Below are 20,378 nucleotides of genomic sequence, written 5' to 3'. Positions count from 1 at the left end.
GGGGTTTTCCTGTGTAGAGAAAGGCACACCATACGGAGTCCGCGTGTCAACGAGTGGCGGAAAATTGTTTCACTCTCGTTTCCATTTTCGGTGTAAATTTTCACCATCCGTGGAACCCCCCTGACGCGGCGCCCCCGGCGAGTCCGGCACCACCGTACAAGGCGCATACACCTGGTCCCCTCGGAAAGGGGGTGAGGACATGCAGCCAAGGGAGGAGTTCACATGTTGGACGGCAAGACCATCGCGTTCCTGGTCGCTCCCGAAGGAGTGGAGCAGGTGGAGCTCACCGAGCCGTGGAAGGCGGTCAAGCAGGCGGGTGGCACTCCCAAGCTGGTCTCCACCCGGTCGGGTCAGATCCAGGCCTTCCACCACCTGGACAAGGCCGGCAGGTTCGCCGTGGACGAAACGGTGGACGACGCCGACCCGGCGTCCTACGACGGCCTCGTGCTCCCGGGCGGCGTCGCGAACCCCGACTTCCTGCGCATGGAGCCGCAGGCGGTGCAGTTCGCCCGCGCCTTCTTCGACGCGGGCAAGCCGGTGGCCGCCATCTGCCACGCGCCCTGGACGCTGGTGGAGGCGGACGTCGTACGCGGCCGTACCGTCACCTCGTGGCCCAGCCTGCAGACGGACCTGCGCAACGCGGGGGCGACGTGGGTGGACCAGGAGGTCATGGTGTGCACGGGTGGACCGAACACCCTGGTCACCAGCCGCAAGCCGGACGACCTCAAGGCGTTCTGCCAGGCAGCGACCGACGCGTTCGGCGACCAGCAGTCGTAGTTTCAGGCGAGGAGGGCTTCGGCCAGGCCCCTGACCGAGGACTTGAGCCGGGCCGGCCCGCCATCCGCCATGACATGCCGGGCGAGGTCGGCGTCGAAGGAGCCGAGCAGCGCGTGAGCGGCGAACTCCGCGTCGAGCCGGCCTTCGCCGCCGCCCGGCCCGGCCTCGGCGATCAGCGCGGTCACGTGCGTGTGCCAGCGCAAATAGGTCGGATCCCGATACTTGTCATCGGCGCAGGCCCGCTCGTGGGCGGCGAAGAGGGCGAGGTTGCGCTGAGCCAGCTCGGCCAGCTCGTCCAGGAAGGCGAGCAGCCGCTCCCTGGGCGGGTTGCCGGGCCCGAGCGGCGAGCCGGGCGACTCGATGGCGAGCGCCAGCGCGGCGGCCCGCTCGGCGAGCAGCTCCTGGAACAGGCCGGTCCTGCTGCCGAAGCGCCGGAACAGCGTGCCCTTCCCCACCCCGGCCGCCGCGGCCACCCGGTCGAGGGAAAGGTGCTCGGCCCCATGGGTGGCCAGCAGGTCCTCCGTGGCCCGCAGGATCGCCTCCCGGTTGCGCGTGGCGTCTGACCGCACCCTGATCCTCCTTGGCTTGCAACCGGACTATCGGTCCTCATACTATCCCTGCCATCGAAGCGGACCGACAGTCCGCATCTTGGTGCAGGGAGGTCGTACATGCGCGCATTGGTGTCGGGTCCAGGGGGCGAGGGACGGTTCGCGGAGGTGCCCGAGCCCGTGCCGGGCCCCGGTCAGGCGCTCGTCGAGATCCAGCACGCGTCCGTGAACTTCAGCGACCTGCGGCACATGGGGCGCCTGCCGCAGGGCACGGTGCTCGGCTACGACGCGGCCGGCGTCGTCGTACGGGCCGCCGAGGACGGCACGGGTCCCGGCGTGGGCGCGAGGGTGGCGGCGTTCGGGGCGGGAGCGTGGGCGGAGCGGGCGGCGTTCGACACCGGCTCGCTGGCCCAGGTGCCTGACCAGGTGGATCTGGTACGGGCCGCCGCGCTGCCGATGGCCGGCCTCACGGCGCTGCGCTCGCTGCGTGCCGCCGGACCGGCGCCGGGCTCGCGCGTCCTGGTCACCGGGGCGTCGGGCGCGGTGGGGCGGCTGGCCGTGCAGCTGGCCCGGCGGTCGGGCGCGCACGTCATCGCCTCCGCCAGCAGGCCGGAACGCGCCCACCAGCTGACCGCCGCCCTCGCCGGCACACCCGAGGAGCGGGGACGGCCGGGCGGTGTCGAGGTGGTCGTGGGGCTCGACGGCGTCGAGCCGGTCGACGTCGCGATCGAGACGGTAGGCGGCCCGACGCTCGTCACCGCCTGGGCCCTGGTGAAGCCCGGCGGCAACCTCCAGAGCATCGGCTGGGCATCAGGAGAGTCCGCCACCTTCCCCCCGAACTCGACGTTCTCCCTGGGCCTCGCCAAGTCCCTCAACTCCTTCGGCGACGTGGCGGCCCCTGCGGCGGACCTGGCCCACCTCCTCGCCCTGGTGGCCGCCGGCGACCTGTCCGTCGAAGTCGGCCGGCACGGCCCGTGGGAGGACCTCGAGAGCGCGAAGGCCGCCCAGCTCGACGGCTCCATCACTGGGAAGATCATTCTGAAGATTGGCCGAGTGCCTGACTGGCCCGAAACCCATCCGTAACGCCTTGTCCTCGACCGGGAAATGGTCTAGATGTAGTCCAAATAGAGCGTCCTCCGCGCCCCCCAGGGAGACCTCATGACCACTGAAGAGGATTCCAGGCGACTCGCCGAGCTCGGCTACAAGCAGGAGCTGGCCCGCACCTGGAGCGGTTTCTCGAACTTCGCCATCTCCTTCTCGATCATCTCCATCCTCGCCGGCTGCTTCACGACCTTCGGACAAGCCTGGAACAACGGCGGCCCCATCGCCATCTCATGGGGCTGGCCGCTGATCTCCCTGTTCATTCTGATCATCGGGTTCTGCATGTCGGAGCTGGTGTCGGCGTACCCGACGGCGGGCGGCATCTACTGGTGGGCCGCCACGCTGGGCAAGCCGATCCACGGCTGGTTCACCGGCTGGCTCAACCTGATCGGCCTCATCGCCGTCACCGCGTCGGTCGACTACGGCTGCGCCACGTTCCTCAACATCACGATCAGCCGCCTGACCGGCGGCGCCTGGGAGGGCACGCTCCACCAGGCGTTCCTGCTGTTCGTGATCATCCTGGTCCTGCACGCTCTGATCAACATCTACAGCCACAAGCTCATCTCGCTGCTGCAGAACATCTCGGTCTGGTGGCACGTCGCCGGCGCGGCGGTCGTGGTCGCCATCCTGATCTTCGCGCCCACCCGGCACCAGTCGCTCGGCTTCGTGTTCACCGAGATGATCAACAACTCCGGCTTCGGCTCGCCGGACGACCGGGGACTGCCCTTCTGGCTGTACGTCCTGCCGCTCGGCTTCCTGCTCACCCAGTACACGATCACCGGCTTCGACGCCTGCGCGCACGTGTCGGAGGAGACACAGGGCGCGGCCAGGACCGCCGCCCGCGGCCTGTGGCAGTCGATCTTCTACTCGGCGATCGGCGGCTGGATCCTCCTGCTGTCGTTCCTGTTCGCGGCCACGAACGTCGACGAGATCAACAAGCAGCTGGGCTTCGTCGGCGCGATCTTCACGACCGCGCTCTCCTCGCCGCTGGCCACCGCGATCTTCGCGATCTCCACGATCGGCCAGTTCTTCTGCGGGATGAGCTGCGTGACCTCGATGTCGCGCATGACGTACGCGTTCTCCCGGGACGGGGCGGTGCCCGGCTGGCGGCTGTGGTCGAAGGTGGACCGCAACCGCACCCCCGTCAACGCCATCCTGGCCGGCTGCGCCGTGGCCGCGCTGATCACGCTGCCCGCCCTCTACGCCCCTCCCGGCTCGACGACTCCGGTCGCGTTCTTCGCCGTCGTGTCGATCGCGGTCATCGGCCTCTACCTGGCGTTCCTGATCCCGATCTGGCTGCGGCTGCGCATGGGCGACAGGTTCGTCCCCGGCCCGTGGACACTGGGCAGGAAGTACAAGGCGCTCTGCTGGATCGCGTGCGTCGAGATCGTGATCATCTCGATCTACTTCATCATGCCGTTCTCGCCCGCCGGGGTGCCCGGCAACAAGGCCTTCACCTGGACCTCGGTCAACTACGCCCCGATCGCGGTCGGGGTCGTGCTGATCGGCATCGCCCTGTGGTGGACGCTGTCGGCCAAGCACTGGTTCACCGGGCCCCGCCGCACCATCGACGAGGTCCCGGTGTCCTGACGCTCACGTGGGTACGGCTGACGACGGCCGTACCCACGTGCTAGCAGCCTGCTAGCATCTTCCCATGGCAACGCTCTACATTCGCGATGTTCCGGAGCCGGTCGCCGAGTCGTTGAAGGAGCGTGCGGCCGAAGCAGGCATGTCCCTTTCGGCTTACGTCGCGAGGGAGTTGGCAGATATCGCCGCCAGGCCGACCAATGCCGAAATAGTCAAGCGGCTCAAGTCTCGGGACCGCTCCCAGGGACCCTCTACCGCTGACATCCTCAAGGCCGTCCATGAGGGCAGGCGATGATCATCATTGACTCGTCCGCCATGGTCGAGGCTTTGACGGGGCGCGAGGCGGATGCCGAGCTCATCGACGCTCTCCAGGCGAGCGTCCATGCCCCTCATTTGCTCGATGTCGAGGTTCTCTCCACCCTGCGGGGTCTCTCGCTCGGCGGCAAACTCAGCACGTCCGCGGCCGAGCAGGCACGAGCCGATTATCTCGCGCTGAAGATCACCCGATATGAGATCAAGGGTATTGCGGAGCGCATCTGGGAGCTGCGCCACAATTACACGGCTTACGATGCCTCATATCTGGCACTCGCCGAAGCCCTCGAGGCGCCGCTCTACACCTGCGACGGCAAGCTCGACGGCGGCGGGCACGACGCCGAAGTGCGGGTCTGCCCGCGCAGCTGAAGGAGCGCGCGGCGGTCAGGAGGCCTCGAAGGCGGCGGCCACGGCCGTGCGGACCTCGGCCATCGAGGCCGAGCCGAGCTCGCGCTTGAGCGAGGTCATGTCCACGTCGGGCATCCCGCAGGCGATCGCCCAGTCCCAGGGCGACAGGTCGCCGTCCACGTTGAGCGCGAACCCGTGGCTCGTGACGCCCCGGCTCTGCCGCATGCCGATCGAGATGATCTTGCGGCCGGTCTCGGTCGTCCAGACGCCGGTGAGCAGCTCCGAGCCCGGCGGCGTGTCGCGGCGCTCGGCGGACAGCCCCAGCTTGCCCAGCGCCTCCACCAGTCGCAGCTCCACCTCGCGCACATAGTCGACGATGCCCTGGTCCTCGGCGAGCTTGACGATGAGATAGCCGACCAGCTGCCCGGGCCCGTGGTAGGTGAGCTGGCCGCCGCGCCCGGTCTCCATGACGGGGATGCCCCGCGAGGGGTCGGGCAGGTGGGCCATCGGCGTGCGGCGCCCGATCGTGTAGACGGACGGGTGGCTGAGCAGCCACAGCGTGTCCGGCCGCTCCTCCCGCTGGCGCTGGCCGACCATGTCGGTCATGCGCTCCATCGCCGTGTCGTAATCGACGAGATCGTCCTGGATGAGTGTCAGCGGCCTTGCCCTCATCCTTCGAGGATAAGCCGCCTCCGGAACACCGGCGCACGCAGCCCGAACTCGACGCGACTGCCACTCTTGTAACCCTTTTTCCACTTCTTACCAAGCAGGGGCGTGAACCGACGAAGGGAGCACGGCCGGTGCGTCTGAAACAGCCGAAGATCGCCACGGACCCCGTGGCATTCGAGGCCTTCTACCGGCGGCACGTCGATGCGGTCACCCGTTTCCTCGCCCGTCGTGTGGACGACCCGCACACCGTCGCCGATCTGGTGGCGGAGGTGTTCGTGGCGGTGCTCGACTCCGCGCACACCTACCGGGCCGACCGGGGCACCGAGATCGCCTGGCTGTACGGCGTGGCGCGCAAGACGATCTCGGCCGAGCGGCGGCGGGCGTACAAGCAGTACCTGCTGACCGACCGGGTGAGCGGGCGGCGGCCGTTGGACACCGACGACGTCGCCCGGCTCGAGGAGCGCATCGACGCGGAGCGGCATGCCAGGCGGGCCTTCGAGGCCATGGCCGACCTGCCAGAAGGAGAGCGTGCCGTGCTGGAGCTGGTCGTCATCGACCAGCTCACGGTCACGGAGGCGGCGCTCGCCCTCGGCATCCGGCCGGGGACCGCCAAGGTACGCATGCACCGCGCGCGCCAGACGCTACGGAACCTGCCCTTCGTCATGGATGGAGCACCACGATGAGTTTCGAGGAGCAACTGCTGATGGATCTGAAGGCAGAGATCGGCGTACGGACCGAACGACGCCGTCGCGTCACCCGCCGGCTGTCCGCCGGGGGTGCGGTGGCCGCGCTGGCCGCCGCGGCCGCGATCGCGGTCCCCCTGCTGACCGCGACGGCCGCGCCCGCGTACGCGGTGAGCAAGAACGGCGACGGCACGGTCCGGGTCGAGATCAAGGAGTTCAGGGACGCCGACAAGCTGGAGCAGGACCTGGATACGGCAGGCGTCAGCGCCGACATCACCTACCTCCCGCCAGGCAAGGGGTGCAAGCCGGGTAGAGGAAAGACGGACGGCCAGGTGGCCTTGGGGCCGGATTCCAACGCAGCCGCCCGTATGGTCAACGGCGGCCTGGACATCAATCCCCGGCGCATCGGCGACGGCCGGACGCTGATGCTGGAGTTCGCCGGGAACGACGCGGAGAGCCCCGAGACGAAGAAGCAGCAAGTGCTCTGGTCGCTGACGGCGAGCATAATCACCGGCCACGTCAAACCGTGCGTCGTCATCGACAACCCGGACGGGAAGGACGACGCGAGCGGCGCACCGGGGCAGCCACCCGCGGGCGACTAGCGACCATCCGAATCAGGCCGTCCGCCGATCCTGTGGCGGGCGGCCCTTCGGCACTGCCGCCGCGCACGCTACGCCGCCGTACGGTAGCCCTTCGGCTCCTCCGGGACGAGGATCCACATGGCGACGTAGACGACCCAGAGCGGTCCCGGAATGAGCGACAGCAGCAGCCAGAGGATGCGGACGAGGGTGGGCGGCAGGCCCATCTTGTCGGCGAGGCCGCCGCAGACGCCGGCCAGAATCCTGTGTTCTCGTGAGCGGTACATGATGTTTCCTCCGTGTGTGACGACCTACCTGTGAAACGGACAGCCGGTCCCACGGACTCCCGTCAGGAACCCTGAGAAAACCCTGTAAGGGTCAGCCACTCATGCGCCATGCCCAGATGTCGGCTGGTCAGTCCCGTTCTGGGCTCCACGTGGATGAGGAGGAAATCATCCAGGCCCTGATGCACCCTGAGATACTCCTCGTCCTCCGCCCACACCTGGTCGTCGAACCAGACGAAGGGCCGCCGCCCCGCGTACTCGGCCACGCGCGGCGTCTTGAACATCTCCCCGTGCTCGGACGGCACATCCGGGTTCAGGGGGATGACGGGGAGCGAGGGCAGGCCGATCCTGGGGGCGATCCAGTCGTTGGCGTGGTGCTCCCACGTCGTCGCCCAGACCAGCTCGGAGCCGGTGGTCAGAGCCAGGTCGAGGAGCCGACGGCCGTGTCTCGGGTTGAGGTTCACGATGTAGGTGTCGTCGCCGATCGTGCACCGGTAGCGCCTGAAGTCGGGGGTGGGCCGCCCCATGGGGTTCAGCACGCCGTCCACGTCGAGCAGCAGCAGAGGTTTCATCACATTCCGCCGGCTCCGGTTCGGTACTCCTGTGGGCTGATCCCCCGTACGCGCTTGAAGGCCGCGCTGAGCGCGAACGGGCTCCCGTACCCCACCTTCCTGGCCACCGACCCGATCGTCGCGTCCGGCTCGCGCAGCAGGTCGGCGGCGAGCGCCAGGCGCCAGTCCGTGAGGAAGGCCATCGGCGGCTCCCCCACCAGCTCGGTGAAGCGCCTGGCCAGCGACGCCCTGGAGACGCCCGCCTCGGAGGCCAGGGCGGCGACCGTCCACGGGTGTGCCGGATTGTGCTGCATCAGGCGCATCGCCCGGCCCACCACCGGGTCGCCCATCGCGCGGTACCAGCCCGGCGCCTCGTCCGACCGGGCGGCGAACCACGAGCGCAGCACCGCGATGAGCAGCAGGTCGAGCAGCCGGTCGAGGACCGCCTCCTGCCCGGGCTCGTCCTTGACGATCTCGGCGCCGAGCAGCGAGATGATCGGGTCGCCCGGCTGCGTGAGCAGCGGCGGCAGCGCCTCGAGCAGCCGCCTGCTGACCTCGCCCTCCAGGTTGTACGTGCCGGTGAGCAGCACCGTGCTCCCGTGAGGGTCGTTGCCCCACGTACGCACGCCCAGGTCCATCGCGTCGTGGAGCGACTGACCGTCGGGCGTCGAGCAGTGCTGGCCGGGGTGGATCAGGATCTGCGGCGCCATGTCAGGCTCCGAGGCCACCGTGTACGGCTCCGGCCCCCGGCTGATCGCGACCTCCCCCGGCGCGAGGCGTACGGGCTCGGCGCCGTCGTACACGATCCACGACTCCCCGCGCACCTGCGCGATCACCGACAGCGGGGCCTCGTCCTGGATCCGCAGCGACCAGGGCGGGTCGAGGATCGAGCGGAGCAGGAAGGCGCCACGGGCCCGCGGGCCGTCGAGTAACGCCGCGAGGTGGTCCATGGGCTAGACGATCGCATATGCGAATGCGCTTCTCAACCATGGAGAGTCTTATGGGTATGGCGGCTTACTAGGCATATGACAATTTTGGTGCTGGGCGGCACGGGCAAGACCGGCCGCCGCGTGGCTGACCGGCTCACCGCTCTCGACCTGCCCGTGCGGATCGGGTCGCGCCCGCTCTTCGACTGGCAGGACCGCTCCACGTGGCCGACGGCCCTCGACGGCGTGACGGCCGTCTATCTCTCCTACTACCCCGACCTCGCCTTCCCCGGCGCGTACGACGACATCAAGGCGTTCACGGAGCTGGCCGTGAGCACCGGCGTGCGGCGGCTGGTCCTGCTGTCCGGCCGGGGCGAGCCGGAGGCCCAGGCCAGCGAGCGCACCGTCCAGGAGTCCGGCGCGGAGTGGACGATCGTCCGCTGCAGCTGGTTCATGCAGAACTTCAGCGAGAGCTTCCTTCTCGAGCCGGTCCTCCAGGGCGTCATCGCGCTGCCGGCCGCCGACGTGCCCGAGCCCTTCGTGGATGTGGAGGACATCGCGGACGTGGCCGCCGCCGCGCTCAGCCAGGAGGGCCACGCCGGCAAGCTGTACGAGCTGACCGGGCCCAGGCTGCTCACCTTCGCGGAGGTGGCGAGCGAACTGTCGGAGGCCACCGGCAGGACGATCTCGTTCGTACCGGTGACGCCCGAGGAGTACGTGGCCGGGGCGATCGCGGAGGGTGTGCCGCGGGAGGAGGCCGAGAGCTTCGCCGCGCTGTTCGCGAGCGTCCTGGACGGCCGCAACGCCCACGTCGTGGACGGCGTGCGCCAGGCCCTCGGCCGCCCGGCCCGCGACTTCGCCGAGTACGCCGCCGCCAACGCCGCGGCTTGGCAGGCCTAGCGGACGCCTGCGGCCCCCGTATCCGCTAGCCTCACCTCGTCAGTGCCGCGTCCTCGGAAGGTGTCGTCGTGATCGGCTGGCTTGAAGCGGTGGTTCTGGGGTTGGTCCAGGGGCTCACGGAGTTCCTGCCGATCTCCTCCAGCGCCCACATCAGGGTGGTCTCCGCTTTCGCCGGCTGGCAGGATCCGGGGGCGGCGTTCACGGCGGTGATCCAGCTCGGCACGGAGGCGGCCGTGCTGATCTACTTCCGCCAGGAGATCTGGGAGATCGTCTCCACCTGGTTCCGGTCGCTGTTCGTCAAGGAGCTGCGCACGCACTGGGCCGCGCGCATGGGCTGGTACGTCATCGTCGGCTCGCTGCCCATCGGCGTGCTCGGCCTGGTGTTCAAGGACCAGATCGAGACGGTCTTCCGCGACCTGCGCCTGGTGGGCACGACACTGATCGTGTTCGGCTGCGTCCTGTGGTTCGCCGACCGCACCGCCCGCAACAAGCTCACGCTCGAAAAGCACCTGAGCTTCGCCCACGCCCTCGTGTACGGCTTCGCCCAGGCGCTCGCCCTCATCCCCGGCGTGTCACGCTCCGGCGGCACGATCACCGCGGGCCTGCTGCTCGACTACCGGCGCGAGGACGCGGCGAAATACTCGTTCCTGCTGGCCATCCCCGCCGTGCTGTCGTCGGGGCTGCTGGAGGTGGCCAAGATCGGCGAGGGCCCCGCACCCGCCTGGGGGCCCACCATCCTGGCCACGATCATCTCGTTCATCGTCGGCTACGCGGCCGTGGCCTGGTTCCTGCGCTACATCAGCCACCACCGCTTCACCGGCTTCGTGATCTACCGGATCATCCTCGGCTTCTTCGTGATCCTCGCGGTCACCGCGGGCTGGATTCCGACACTGGGCTGACGGCGGCCCTCTCGCGGGAGGGATAGTAGGCCGCCCACGCCTCGTCGCCCATGCGCAGGACCTTGATCCCGGTCCAGCCCAGCGCGATGACGGGCAGGATCCAGAACAGCACGGTCACCGGCCCGTACGGGATGGGGAACGCGGCGACGTAGCCGACGAAGACGAGCAGCGGCACCCACCACCCGACGAAGCCCGTGCGCCAGACGGCCGCGGTCAGCAGCGGCAGGCCGAGGATCGCGAAGAACATCCACGGCATCTGGAAGCCGAAGATGACCCCGGGCAGGTTCAGCATCTCGTCGAGGATCTTCTGCGCCTGCTCCGGCGGGTAGTGCCGGCCCAGCCACCACTCGACGGGATCGCTCATCAGCAGGCCGGAGGCGGAGATGTAGCCGACCACCGTCGCGGCGCCCGCGACGTGGCCGAGCCTGGTGGCCTTGCGCCTGGTGAGGTGCACCAGGCCCACGGCCGCGACGGCCATCAGCAGCCAGCTCCAGTGGTAGAGCGCCGACTCGGTCTGCGCGAGCGCGGGGTTGTCGCCGTAGCTGACCGCCTCCCTGTCGTCGCCCCAGGTGCCGGGGTCGACGACGACGGCGACGGCCTGGAGCAGCGGGGCCACGACGAGCAGCGTGCCTGCCGCGACGCGCCGGAATGTCACCTGGTTGTTCAACATGGGGATGACGGTAGGCACCGGGACCACCGGCCGTCGTCCGCCTGCGGGGCGACCGGGCGTCACCTGAGCGGCGGAGAAGATCACGCCGCGTTCGGCGTTCAGACGGTCCGGGGATAGCGGCTGCAGAGGGCGAAGACGACGGCGAAGAGGGTCCAGGCGGCGACGTACGCGACGGGGTGGGCCCAGGGGTCGCCGACGATGTCGGCCAGCGCGGCCCGGCCCTCGAAGTAGAGGGCCAGCCCCGCCACCGCTCCCGGGATCGCGCCCCACCAGCGCTGCCACCACACCTCGTGAACGACCACCTCGAACACCACCAGGGCGATCGGCCCCAGGAGGAGGAACTTCAGCCCGGGCGGGTGAGACAGGAGAGCGGCGAGGCCCATGACCGCGACCGCCGAGGCGGCCGTCAGGAGCACCACGGCCCCGAAGGGCGCGGGCTCGTTGCGCGGGTCCTCCTCGGGGCGCGTGGGCGGCTCGCCGTCGCCGTCCTCGTTCCGGAGATCACTCATGATCACCATTATGACGACGACGCGCTACCCGACGGCCACGCTCTCCTTCGGGGAGATCGCCGCCGGACGGTAGGTCGCCAGCGTGAACAGCAGCGCCGCCAGCCCGAGCGCGGTGGCCAGCACGACCACGCCCGCCCGGCCGTACCAGTCGAGCGCGGCGCCACCGGCCAGCCCGGCCACGAAGAGTCCGACGTACTGCGCGGACGACAGCAGCCCCAGGCCGATCGGCACGTTGCCGGGCACGGCGCCGACCATCCTGAACTGCTGGGCCGGGGCCACCAGCCAGCCGAGCGCGCCCCACAGGAACGCCCACACCAGGGCGACGGGCAGGGCGAGGTTCGCGACGGGGATGAGCGCCATGAACACGGTGCTCGTGGCCAGGCCGAGCAGCACCATCCTGCGCGGCCCGTACAGGTCGGTGAAGCGCCCGCCGAGCTGGTTGCCCACGATGCCGCCGAGCCCCCACGCCCACAGCACCGCCGGCAGCGGCAGGTCGAACAGCGACCCGATGTAGGTGTACGCGGTGAACCCGGCCGCGAACAACAGCAGCTGCGTCGTCAGCACCGCCTGCACCTGCCGGTCGCCCAGCGGCGCAAACCGCTCCCTGAGCCGTCCCGACGTCGGGATCCGCACCGAGGGCACCATGGCCGCGACGCCGATGAACCCGATCACGCCCAGTCCCGACACCAGCCAGAGCGTGGCCCGCCAGCCGGAGACCCCGCCCAGCCAGGTGCCCAGCGGCACGCCGATCGCGGATGACACGGTCAGCCCGCCCATCACCAGGGCGAGCGCGCGCCCGCGGCGCTCGGGCGCGGTCAGCGCGTTCGCCACACCGGACGCGGTCGGCGTGAACATCGCGGCGCCCGCCGCCGCGATCACCCGGGTGGCCATCACCAGCGGGTACGTCGGCGCCAGCGCGGTCAGCACGTTGCCGAAGACGAACACGCTCAGCGCCACCACCAGCAGGGTCTTGCGCGACAGGCGGGCGGTGAGGGCGGCGAGAACGGGCGACAGCAGCGCGTACGCGAGCGCGAACACGGTCATGAGCTGCCCGGCCGCCGACGACGAGATCCCCAGATCCCGCGAGATGGGCGGCAGCAGCCCGGCGGTCACGAACATGCCCGTACCTATCGCGAAATTTCCGACAGCAAGCGGGTAGAGCCGGGAGCTCAATGCATCCTCCAGCGCCATGAGAGTTGGACACCCATCAAACTGTCTTATAGTTGGATTGTTGTCAAACAATAAACCGGAGGTAGTGTTTCCCCATGCGCCTGCTACCGCACCCCGCGACGGAGAACATCGAGCTCACGGAGGTCCTGCGGGCGCTCTCCGACCCCGTGCGCCTGGAGATCGCCGTACGTCTCGCTCTGCGGGGCGAGATGACGTGCGGCGTCGCGGGCGACGACCTCGGCGTGCACAAGTCGACCGCCTCGCACCACTACCGCACCCTGCGCGAGGCCGGCGTGGTCCTCACCAAGCAGGAGGGGCGGCTGAAGTACATGAGCCTGCGCCGCGACGACCTCGACTCCCGCTTCCCCGGCCTGCTCGACGCGGTCCTGTCCGCCGCCGGCATCCCGAGCGCCGGCATCCCGAGCGCCGGCGTCCCCGCCCAGCGTTGACGGCCCAGCGTTGATGCGCCACGACTCGCTGCCCATCCGGCACGTCCTGGCCGAGCTGCTCGCCGTCCTCGACCGGCACGGCAGCGCGGTCCTCACGGCCCCTCCCGGCACGGGCAAGACGACGGTCGTGCCACTCGCCCTGGCCGAGGCGGGCATGCGGGTGCTGGTGGCCGAGCCGCGACGCCTGGCCGTACGCGCGGCCGCCCGGCGCATGGGCGTGAGCTACGCCATCAGGGGCGAGCGGCACGTGGGCGCGAACCCCATGGTCGAGGTGGTCACGACAGGCGTCCTGCTCCAGCGCCTCCAGCGGGACCAGGAGCTGGCCGGCGTGGACGCGGTCATGCTCGACGAGTGCCATGAGCGCCACCTGGACGCGGACACGGCGCTGGCGTTCCTCCTGGACGTCCGCGACACGCTCCGCCCCGATCTGCGTCTGCTGGCCACCTCCGCCACCGCCGACGCCGAGCCGTGGTCGCGGCTGCTCGGCGGCCCGGTCGTCGCGGCCACCGGCACCACGAACCCCGTCGAGACGGTGTGGGCCCCGCCCACGCGCCCGGTCGCCCCGCCGCACGGCCTCCGCGTCGATCCCGCCCTGCTGTCCCACGTCGCCTCGGTGGTGCGCAGGGCGCTGACGGAGCGGGACGGCGACGTGCTCTGCTTCCTCCCGGGCGTGGGCGAGATCGCCAAGGTCGCGGGGATGCTGGGCGGCGTCGAGGTCCTCCAGGTGCACGGCCAGGCCCCGGCCCACGTTCAGGACGCCGTGCTCGCGCCCGGCTCGGCCCGCAGGGTGGTGCTGGCCACGTCGGTCGCCGAGTCCAGCCTCACCGTCCCGGGCGTCCGGGTGGTGGTCGACTCCGGCCTGGCGCGCGAGCCGCGTACCGACCACGCCCGCGGCCTCGGCTCACTCACCACGGTCCGGGTCTCGAAGGCCTCGGCCGGCCAGCGCGCGGGCCGGGCCGGCCGCGAGGCGGCGGGCACGGTGTACCGGTGCTGGTCGGCGGCCGACCACGAGCGCCTGGCCGATCACGCGCGCCCGGAGATCGCGCTCGCGGACCTGACGGGGTTCGCGCTGCAGGCGGCCTGCTGGGGCACCTCCGACGCCTCGGGGCTGGCGCTGCTGGACCCGCCGCCGCCCGCCGCGATGTCCGCCGCCGCCCGCACCTTGGAGTCGCTGGGCGCGCTCGACGGCGCCTCACGGGTGACGGACCGGGGCCGCCGGATGGCGCTGGCCGGCGTGCACCCCCGTCTGGCCAGGGCCCTGCTCGACCTGGGCCCACGGGCCGCCGAGGTGGTGGCGCTGCTGTCGGAGCAGCTTCCCCGGGACGCGGGCGACGACCTGGTGGAGGTCTGGCGCGCGGCCCGCAGGGGCGGCACCGGCTTCGCCGCCCGCTGGCGCCAGGAGGCCGGACGCCTCCAGCGCACCGCCGCCCAGGCCCATGACACGACCCCGCCCGGCTCGCGCCCGCTGAACGCCCAGGCCCATGACACGCCCCTGACCGGCACCCACTCCCTGACCGGTGGCGACGCCACGCCCGCGACGGACGGACGGGCCACGGACGGACGGGCGGTGTCTGGGCGGGCGGTGTCGGGGCGGGACGACGCGCTGGCCGGGCTGGCCGTGGCACTGGCCTTCCCCGAACGGGTGGCGCGCCGGCGGGGCGGCGGCTACCTCATGGCCTCCGGCACCCAGGCCCAGCTCCCGGAGGGCTCCAAGCTGCACACGGCCCCGTGGCTGGCCATCGCGATCGCCGACAGACCGACGGGGTCCGCGTCGGCGCGCATCAGGCAGGCCGTGGAGATCGACGAGGAGACCGCGAGACTGGCCCACCCCACCACCACCGAGCACGAGATCACCTGGCACGTGCCCCCGGGAGCGCGCCACGGCGACGTGCTCGCCCGTACCGTCGAGCGGCTGGGCGCGATCGAGCTGTCGGCCACCCCGCTCAAGGACGCCGACGTCCGCGAGGCCGTCCTGTACGGCCTCCGCACGGAACCCGACGTCCTCACCTGGACGAAACAGGCCAGAGAGCTGCGGGACCGCCTGGCGTTCTGCCATCGCGCCGTCGGCGCCCCCTGGCCCTCGATGGACGCGCTCATCGACCTGGCCGACCAGTGGCTGGAGCCGGAGCTGTCCAGGGCCCGCCGCCGGGCCGACCTCGAACGCATCGACGTCGCCGCCGCGCTGAAACGCCTGATCCCCTGGAGCGAACGCCTGGAACAGGCCGCCCCCGAACGCATCGAGGTGCCCAGCGGCTCCCACGTCCGCGTGGACTACTCGGGCGACCAGCCGGTGCTGGCGGTCAAGCTGCAGGAGCTCTTCGGCTTGCAGGAGACGCCCGAGATCTCCGGCGTGCCCGTCCTGGTGCACCTGCTCTCCCCCGCGGGCCGCCCGGTGGCCGTCACCGCGGACCTGGCGTCGTTCTGGCGGGACGGCTACCGTTCCGTACGTGCGGAGCTCCGCGGCCGTTACCCGAAGCACCCCTGGCCGGAGGACCCGCTCACCGCGCCTCCCACCCGCCGTACCAAAGAGAGACGACCATGACGAGCGTCGCCGACGCCGCCCGCGACAATGCCGAATGGTGCGACGCGATGTGCCGCGCGCACGGCTCGCCCGGCACGTTCACCGCCCTGGCCTGGACCAACCCTGCCAGGACCCCACCCCTCTACCCGGACGCCGTCACCCTCTCCCCCGACGCGACGGCGGCCGACGTGCTGGACCACATCGACGCCGGTCCGGGAGCGTCGGTCAAGGACAGCTTCGCCACGCTCGACCTGCCGGGCTTCGAGGTGCTGTTCGAGGGCCAGTGGATCCACCGGGAGCCCCCGGAGCGGCGCGTGCCCGCGATCGCCTGGGAAGTGGTGGCCGACGCCGCCACGCTGCGCGACTGGGAACAGGCGTGCTTCCTGGGCGGGGTCACGGGCCTGTTCCTCCAGGCGCTGCTGGAGGAGGTCACGATCGTCTGCGGCCGGATCGAGGGCGACATCGTCTGCGGCTCGGTGCTCACCGCCCGCGACCGGGTCGTGGGCGTCTCCAACGTGTACGCGTCCGGCTGCGACATGGGCACCGCGTGGGAGGGCACCGTGGCCATGGCCGCCGACCTCTACCCCGGCCGCCCCCTGGTCGGCTGGGAGATCGACCCGGCGGACGCCGTCCGGCACGGCTTCACCACGATCGGCCCCCTACGCGTCTGGAGCAAGGTCGTCTAGGGTCGGGTCCTCCAGCGGCGACCACCGCGCGATGTCCGTGCCGGGCTCCTGCTCGAACAGACGGCGGTCCACACGGGCGTAGTCGTAGGTGATCTCGAGCGGATACGCGATCTCGTCCGACCCTATCGGGGCGGCCCGCCAGGATGCAGACTCTAGTCATGTTGTGGGCAGGCAGGTCCGCCATCGAGATCGCGACGGCCGTCCGGCGTGGGGATGTCACGGCCACGACCGTCGTCGAGGAGCACCTTCACGCCATCTCGGAGCGGGATCCCAAGGTAGGGGCGTTCCGGCTGGTCAGAGAGCAGGCTGTGGAGGAGGCCAAGGCCCTGCAGAAGCGGCGCGACCTGGCGGAGCTGCCGCTCGCCGGCGTGCCGGTCGCGGTGAAGGACAACCTTGAGGTCGCGGGCGAGGCCACCCGTGCCGGGTCCGGGGCCACGGCGGACGCGCCCGCGCCGGACGACCACGCGACGGTGGCGCGCCTGCGCGCGGCGGGCGCGGTGGTGGTCGGCGTGACGAACATGCCGGAGCTGGGCCTGACGGCGTTCGGCGACAGCGCGTACGGCATCGTACGCAACCCCTGGAACCCGTCGCGCACGGCCGGCGGGTCGTCGTCGGGCAGCGCCGCGGCCGTGGCGGCGGGCATGGTGCCGATCGCGCTCGGCAACGACGGCATGGGCTCGCTCCGCATCCCCGCGGCCTGCTGCGGCGTGCTGGCCATCAAGCCGGGCGCGGGGCTCGTGCCGCCGCCGGCCGACGACTGGGACCGGCTCTCGGAGAACGGCCCTCTCGCGACGACCGCCTCCGACCTGGCGCTGGCGCTGTCCGTGCTGGCCGCGGACCCGGCGCTCGCGGAGTCCTGGCGGGGCGGCAGCCGCGTCGAGCCCCGGCCGGTCATGCTCCGCTCGGTCTGGGCGGACGACGACGAGATCTGGGAGCCGCAGCCGCCGCAGGAGAGCCCGGAGCCGTTCGACCTGCGGGTGGCGTACGCGCCCCAGCCGCTGCCCGCCGGCCTGCCCATGGACAGGGAGTTCCAGGCCGCGGTGCGCGGGGCGGCGGAGACGCTGCGCCTGGCCGGGCACACGGTGGTCGAGCACGGCCACAGGCTGCCTGCCTGGCTCGGCCCGGCCACGATCGCCACCTGGCTCACCAGGGCCGCGGCCGCGCTGGGCGACCTCGACCGGCGCCGGCTCGAACGCCGCACCCTCGCGCTCGCCCGCACCGGGCGGGTGCTCGCCGCGCTCAAGCTGAACGGCGTACGCGGCCGCGAACGCTGGAGCGGCTATGGGGCCGACCAGTGGTTCGGCGACGCGGACGCCCTGCTCATGCCCGCCCTGGCGAGCATCCCGCCGAAGGCCGAGCGCTGGGGCGATCGCGGCCTCGTCCGCAACGCGGTGGCCAACGTCAGGTACGCCCCCGCCACCGGCCCCTGGAACATGTGCGGCTGGCCCGCCATCACCGTCCCTCTGGCCACGCACTCCAGCGGGCTGCCCATCGCCGTCCAGATCGTCGCCCCGCCCGGCGGCGAGCCCCACCTCCTCGGCCTGGCCGCCCAGCTCCAGTCCGCCCACCCCCCGGTCCGGCCGCCGGGCTTCTCCTGAATCGCGCCCATTTGTCCGTGCCACCCCCTAAGGTGCCGTGGCATGGAATCAGCCGATCTTCTCGCCCTCCGCGCCAAGCTGGCGTCCGCGTCCCCGAAGAACGCCTGGAAAACCGTCCGCCAGCTCGCGCTCCAAGGCCGGGGCGACGACTTAGAGCTGCTCTTCGAGTTCGCCACCGAGTTCGCCGTCGCTCCCGACATCGACGCCCTGCTGAAGCTCTGGCCCCAGGCCGCCGACCGGGACGGCTTCGCCCAGCACCTGCTCGCCCCGGCCTTCGCCGCCGAGGGGCGCACCGAGCTGATGCTGCGCAAGCAGAACATCATCATCGGGCTGCGACACCTGACGATGCTGCGGACGCTGACCCTGGACCACTGCAAGGGCCTGACGGACCTCACCGAGCTGTCGGCGCTGATTGAGCTCAGGGAGCTGGATCTGGACGGCTGCGCGGCCGTCACCGACCTCGGGCCGCTGGCCGGGCTCACCGAGCTCGAGTCCGTCAGCCTGGCGCGCTGCCGCCAGGTCTCCGACATCACCCCGCTGCTCGGCCTGCGCCGTCTCCGGCGGCTCAACCTGCGCAGCAGCGGCGTGGTCAGCGTCGAAGGGGTCGGCGCGGCCTTCCCGCGGCTCCAGTTCCTTGACCTCAACGGCTGCCGCTTCATCGATGACATCCGCCCGCTGTCGGGGCTGCGGAATCTGATCTCCCTGGACGTCAGCAGTACCAAGATCACGAGCATCGAAGGGCTGCGCGACCTCGACTCGGTCACCGAGCTGTCCATGCACTGCGCCCGGCTCAAGAGCCTCGACGGCATCGCCGCCATGCCCGCGCTCGAACGCCTGTGGCTCAGCGGCTGCACCAACCTCAAGAGCCTGGACGGCCTCGGCCACCATCCCCGCCTCGAAAACCTCGGCCTGCCGTCCGCGCCGCTCCCGGACCTGCGCCCGCTGTCGCGGCTGCCCGCCCTGACGAGGATCTCGATCGACAGATTCCAGCGGCTCACCTCGCTCGATGGGCTCGAAGGGCACCCGTCGATCAGCGAGATCGACCTGTGCTATGCCACGACCCTAACCGACCTCTCCGCGCTGGCCCGCATGCCGGCCCTGCGCGAGCTGACCCTCCAGGGCATGGACCACCTCGGCGACCTCGCTCCGATCTCCGGACTGTTGCAGCTGGAGATCCTCCACGTGGTGTTCAGCGACGGCCTGCGCACCCTCGGCGACCCCAGCGGCCTGCCCGCCCTGCGCACGCTGTACCTCTACCGATGTTCCGCGCTGAGCGACCTCGGGTCGGTCGCCGACCTGCCAGGGCTGAAGGAGGTCATCGTGACGGAATGCCCCGCGCTGCCCTCCGGCATCCTGTCCGATCTGCGTACCCGAGGCCTGCTCAGCGGTTGACGAACGTGCGGCTCAGATCCCGACCGGATGCCAGACGGTCTTGGTCTCCAGGAACCGGGTCATCCGGCCGGTCCCGGGATCGGCCGCCCAGTCCGTGCGGGAGGGGCGCAGGACGCGCTTGAGGTTCTCGGCCGCCGCCTGCTCGCAGCTCAGCGCCAGGTCGGCGTCCTCGACCCCGGTCAGGTCGAGCGCGTTGACGTCCATGTGCGCTGCCAGCCAGGGCGCCAGCTCGGCCTGGTGCCCGGTGAGGACGTTCACGACGCCGCCCGGCAGGTCGGACGTGGCCAGCACCTCCGCCAGCGTGATCGACGCGAGCGGCGAGCGCTCGGACGCCACGACGACGCACGTGTTGCCCGTCACGATCACGGGCGCCACCACCGAGACCAGCCCGAGCAGCGGATCGGCGGGCGCGATCACGGCCACCACGCCGGTCGGCTCGGGCGAGGACAGGTTGAAGTAAGGACCCGCCACCGGATTGGCCGCACCGTGCACCGCGGCGATCTTGTCGGACCACCCCGCGTACCAGACCAGCCGGTCCACCGCGGCGTCCACCTGCTCCAGCGCCGCCTTCTTACCGCCGCCCAGCTCCTCGGCGAACTGCCCGCGCCTGCCCTCCAGCATCTCGGCGACGCGGTAGAGGATCTGCCCCCTGTTGTACGGCGTCGCGCCCGACCAGCCGGGGAACGCCTTGCGCGCGGCCACCACGGCGTCGCGGGCGTCCTTGCGGGAAGCGTGGGACGCGTTGGCGAGGAACTCGCCCTTGGCCGAGGTCACGGGGTAGGACCTCCCACTCTCCGAGCGCGGGAACGCCCCTCCGATGTACAGCTTGTAGGTCTTTCTGACGGACAACCTACTCATCGCCCCGCCCTCTCCACGTGGACTCCTGCGACATCTGGACCGGCACGAAGACCTGGTGGCACCGGCTCACGCCGCAGCGGTGGGCGTACCAGCCGGTGCGTACGGGCCGCCCGGCCCTGGCGAAGGCGTGGCCCCTGGTGGCCTGCGCCCGCCGCCTGGCGCGACGGGGACGGCGATGATCACACATCAAGGTACGCCTCCAAGCCGTGCAGCCCGCCCTCGCGGCCGTAGCCGGATTCCTTGTAGCCGCCGAACGGCGAGGCGGGGTCGAACTTGTTGAACGTGTTGGCCCAGACGACCCCGGCCCGCAGCCTGTCGGCCATCCACAGGATGCGCGAGCCCTTCTCGGTCCAGATGCCGGC

At 71.1% G+C, this 20,378-nt stretch carries 25 protein-coding genes; 15 read left to right on the top strand and 10 right to left on the bottom strand.

Going from position 1 to position 20,378, the window contains the following annotated elements; translation table 11 throughout:
* The first annotated feature begins 222 nt into the window (after positions 1–222).
* On the top strand, positions 223–777 hold the full coding sequence (locus AB0J64_RS41960; protein ID WP_364040655.1) for a type 1 glutamine amidotransferase domain-containing protein: 555 nt from the start codon (positions 223–225) through the stop codon (positions 775–777).
* Between the two features lie 2 nt (positions 778–779).
* Here AB0J64_RS41960 and AB0J64_RS41955 read toward each other — a convergent pair whose 3' ends face one another.
* Positions 780–1,346: a helix-turn-helix domain-containing protein gene (locus tag AB0J64_RS41955; RefSeq protein WP_364040652.1), complete on the bottom strand. Its 567-nt coding sequence runs from the start codon at positions 1,344–1,346 to the stop codon at positions 780–782.
* Positions 1,347–1,445: 99 nt separating this feature from the next.
* Between AB0J64_RS41955 and AB0J64_RS41950 the strand changes: the two genes are divergently transcribed.
* From AB0J64_RS41950 to AB0J64_RS41935, 4 genes are all read left to right on the top strand, one after another.
* The gene (locus AB0J64_RS41950; RefSeq protein ID WP_364040649.1) at positions 1,446–2,408 is read left to right on the top strand and encodes a zinc-binding dehydrogenase; all 963 of its coding nucleotides are present in this window, start codon (positions 1,446–1,448) and stop codon (positions 2,406–2,408) included.
* A 75-nt stretch (positions 2,409–2,483) separates the two neighbouring features.
* Positions 2,484–4,016 carry an amino acid permease gene (locus tag AB0J64_RS41945; RefSeq protein WP_364040646.1) on the top strand — a complete coding sequence of 511 codons (1,533 nt, stop codon included), beginning with the start codon at positions 2,484–2,486 and terminating at the stop codon, positions 4,014–4,016.
* 64 nt (positions 4,017–4,080) lie between these two features.
* A complete protein-coding gene (locus AB0J64_RS41940) occupies positions 4,081–4,308 on the top strand; it encodes an antitoxin (RefSeq protein ID WP_364040643.1) in 228 nt (75 codons plus the stop codon).
* Positions 4,305–4,694, top strand: a complete 390-nt coding sequence (locus AB0J64_RS41935) for a type II toxin-antitoxin system VapC family toxin (protein ID WP_364040640.1) — start codon at positions 4,305–4,307, stop codon at positions 4,692–4,694. Before AB0J64_RS41940 ends, AB0J64_RS41935 begins: the two co-directional genes overlap by 4 nt.
* 15 nt (positions 4,695–4,709) lie before the next feature.
* Here the strand turns inward: AB0J64_RS41935 and lipB are convergent, their stop codons facing one another.
* A complete protein-coding gene (gene lipB, locus AB0J64_RS41930; RefSeq protein ID WP_364040637.1) occupies positions 4,710–5,345 on the bottom strand; it encodes a lipoyl(octanoyl) transferase LipB in 636 nt (211 codons plus the stop codon).
* 128 nt (positions 5,346–5,473) lie between these two features.
* Between lipB and AB0J64_RS41925 the strand changes: the two genes are divergently transcribed.
* Together AB0J64_RS41925 and AB0J64_RS41920 are read left to right on the top strand one after the other, a co-directional pair.
* Entirely contained in the window at positions 5,474–6,025 is a 552-nt protein-coding gene (locus AB0J64_RS41925) for a sigma-70 family RNA polymerase sigma factor (protein ID WP_364040634.1), read from the top strand.
* Positions 6,022–6,627 (top strand): hypothetical protein, encoded by a 606-nt coding sequence (locus AB0J64_RS41920; RefSeq protein WP_364040631.1) that lies wholly within the window; start codon positions 6,022–6,024, stop codon positions 6,625–6,627. Before AB0J64_RS41925 ends, AB0J64_RS41920 begins: the two co-directional genes overlap by 4 nt.
* Positions 6,628–6,695: 68 nt before the next feature.
* On the opposite strand, the gene AB0J64_RS41915 is transcribed toward AB0J64_RS41920, so the two are convergent.
* The 3 genes from AB0J64_RS41915 to AB0J64_RS41905 all read right to left on the bottom strand — a co-directional run bounded on the left by AB0J64_RS41915 (position 6,696) and on the right by AB0J64_RS41905 (position 8,388).
* Positions 6,696–6,890: a PspC domain-containing protein gene (locus AB0J64_RS41915; protein ID WP_364040628.1), complete on the bottom strand. Its 195-nt coding sequence runs from the start codon at positions 6,888–6,890 to the stop codon at positions 6,696–6,698.
* A gap of 62 nt (positions 6,891–6,952) precedes the next feature.
* Complete coding sequence (locus AB0J64_RS41910; RefSeq protein WP_364040625.1) at positions 6,953–7,459, bottom strand: HAD domain-containing protein; 507 nt, start codon at positions 7,457–7,459, stop codon at positions 6,953–6,955.
* On the bottom strand, positions 7,459–8,388 hold the full coding sequence (locus AB0J64_RS41905) for an AraC family transcriptional regulator (protein ID WP_364040622.1): 930 nt from the start codon (positions 8,386–8,388) through the stop codon (positions 7,459–7,461). Before AB0J64_RS41905 ends, AB0J64_RS41910 begins: the two co-directional genes overlap by 1 nt.
* Before the next feature lie 75 nt (positions 8,389–8,463).
* On the opposite strand from AB0J64_RS41905, the gene AB0J64_RS41900 reads away from it, so the two are divergent.
* Positions 8,464–9,264, top strand: coding sequence for an NmrA family NAD(P)-binding protein (locus tag AB0J64_RS41900; RefSeq protein ID WP_364040619.1), 801 nt, complete (start codon positions 8,464–8,466; stop codon positions 9,262–9,264).
* Positions 9,265–9,332: 68 nt separating this feature from the next.
* Positions 9,333–10,163 carry an undecaprenyl-diphosphate phosphatase gene (locus AB0J64_RS41895; RefSeq protein ID WP_364040616.1) on the top strand — a complete coding sequence of 277 codons (831 nt, stop codon included), beginning with the start codon at positions 9,333–9,335 and terminating at the stop codon, positions 10,161–10,163.
* On the opposite strand, the gene AB0J64_RS41890 is transcribed toward AB0J64_RS41895, so the two are convergent.
* The 3 genes from AB0J64_RS41890 to AB0J64_RS41880 form a co-directional block, all read right to left on the bottom strand.
* Positions 10,132–10,833 (bottom strand): hypothetical protein, encoded by a 702-nt coding sequence (locus tag AB0J64_RS41890; RefSeq protein WP_364040613.1) that lies wholly within the window; start codon positions 10,831–10,833, stop codon positions 10,132–10,134. The two genes, AB0J64_RS41895 and AB0J64_RS41890, sit on opposite strands and share 32 nt — an antisense overlap.
* Positions 10,834–10,931: 98 nt before the next feature.
* The gene (locus AB0J64_RS41885) at positions 10,932–11,342 is read right to left on the bottom strand and encodes a hypothetical protein (protein WP_364040610.1); all 411 of its coding nucleotides are present in this window, start codon (positions 11,340–11,342) and stop codon (positions 10,932–10,934) included.
* A gap of 24 nt (positions 11,343–11,366) precedes the next feature.
* Positions 11,367–12,533, bottom strand: coding sequence for an MFS transporter (locus AB0J64_RS41880; protein WP_364040607.1), 1,167 nt, complete (start codon positions 12,531–12,533; stop codon positions 11,367–11,369).
* A 74-nt stretch (positions 12,534–12,607) separates the two neighbouring features.
* Here AB0J64_RS41880 and AB0J64_RS41875 point away from each other — a divergent pair, with 74 nt between their 5' ends.
* The 5 genes from AB0J64_RS41875 to AB0J64_RS41855 all read left to right on the top strand — a co-directional run bounded on the left by AB0J64_RS41875 (position 12,608) and on the right by AB0J64_RS41855 (position 19,158).
* Positions 12,608–12,961: a helix-turn-helix transcriptional regulator gene (locus tag AB0J64_RS41875; RefSeq protein WP_364040604.1), complete on the top strand. Its 354-nt coding sequence runs from the start codon at positions 12,608–12,610 to the stop codon at positions 12,959–12,961.
* Between the two features lie 13 nt (positions 12,962–12,974).
* A complete protein-coding gene (locus tag AB0J64_RS41870; protein ID WP_364040760.1) occupies positions 12,975–15,503 on the top strand; it encodes an ATP-dependent helicase C-terminal domain-containing protein in 2,529 nt (842 codons plus the stop codon).
* Entirely contained in the window at positions 15,500–16,168 is a 669-nt protein-coding gene (locus AB0J64_RS41865) for a hypothetical protein (RefSeq protein WP_364040601.1), read from the top strand. The genes AB0J64_RS41870 and AB0J64_RS41865 overlap by 4 nt, the downstream gene beginning before the upstream one ends.
* Positions 16,169–16,326: 158 nt before the next feature.
* Positions 16,327–17,766, top strand: a complete 1,440-nt coding sequence (locus AB0J64_RS41860) for an amidase (protein WP_364040598.1) — start codon at positions 16,327–16,329, stop codon at positions 17,764–17,766.
* Between the two features lie 42 nt (positions 17,767–17,808).
* Complete coding sequence (locus tag AB0J64_RS41855; protein WP_364040595.1) at positions 17,809–19,158, top strand: leucine-rich repeat domain-containing protein; 1,350 nt, start codon at positions 17,809–17,811, stop codon at positions 19,156–19,158.
* 12 nt (positions 19,159–19,170) lie between these two features.
* Here AB0J64_RS41855 and AB0J64_RS41850 read toward each other — a convergent pair whose 3' ends face one another.
* A complete protein-coding gene (locus AB0J64_RS41850) occupies positions 19,171–20,016 on the bottom strand; it encodes an aldehyde dehydrogenase family protein (RefSeq protein ID WP_364040592.1) in 846 nt (281 codons plus the stop codon).
* 17 nt (positions 20,017–20,033) lie between these two features.
* Between AB0J64_RS41850 and AB0J64_RS41845 the strand changes: the two genes are divergently transcribed.
* Positions 20,034–20,195 carry a hypothetical protein gene (locus tag AB0J64_RS41845; protein WP_364040589.1) on the top strand — a complete coding sequence of 54 codons (162 nt, stop codon included), beginning with the start codon at positions 20,034–20,036 and terminating at the stop codon, positions 20,193–20,195.
* Here AB0J64_RS41845 and AB0J64_RS41840 read toward each other — a convergent pair.
* A partial coding sequence (locus AB0J64_RS41840; RefSeq protein ID WP_364033315.1) for an aldehyde dehydrogenase family protein occupies positions 20,196–20,378 on the bottom strand: 183 nt, incomplete at its 5' end. It lies immediately after the preceding gene.

It is taken from the genome of Nonomuraea sp. NPDC049695 (assembly GCF_040674955.1).
In the GTDB taxonomy this organism is placed as follows: Bacteria; Actinomycetota; Actinomycetes; order Streptosporangiales; family Streptosporangiaceae; genus Nonomuraea; species Nonomuraea helvata.
Note: the sequence above shows the minus strand (reverse complement) of the source record. Positions and strands in the feature narration are given on the sequence as shown.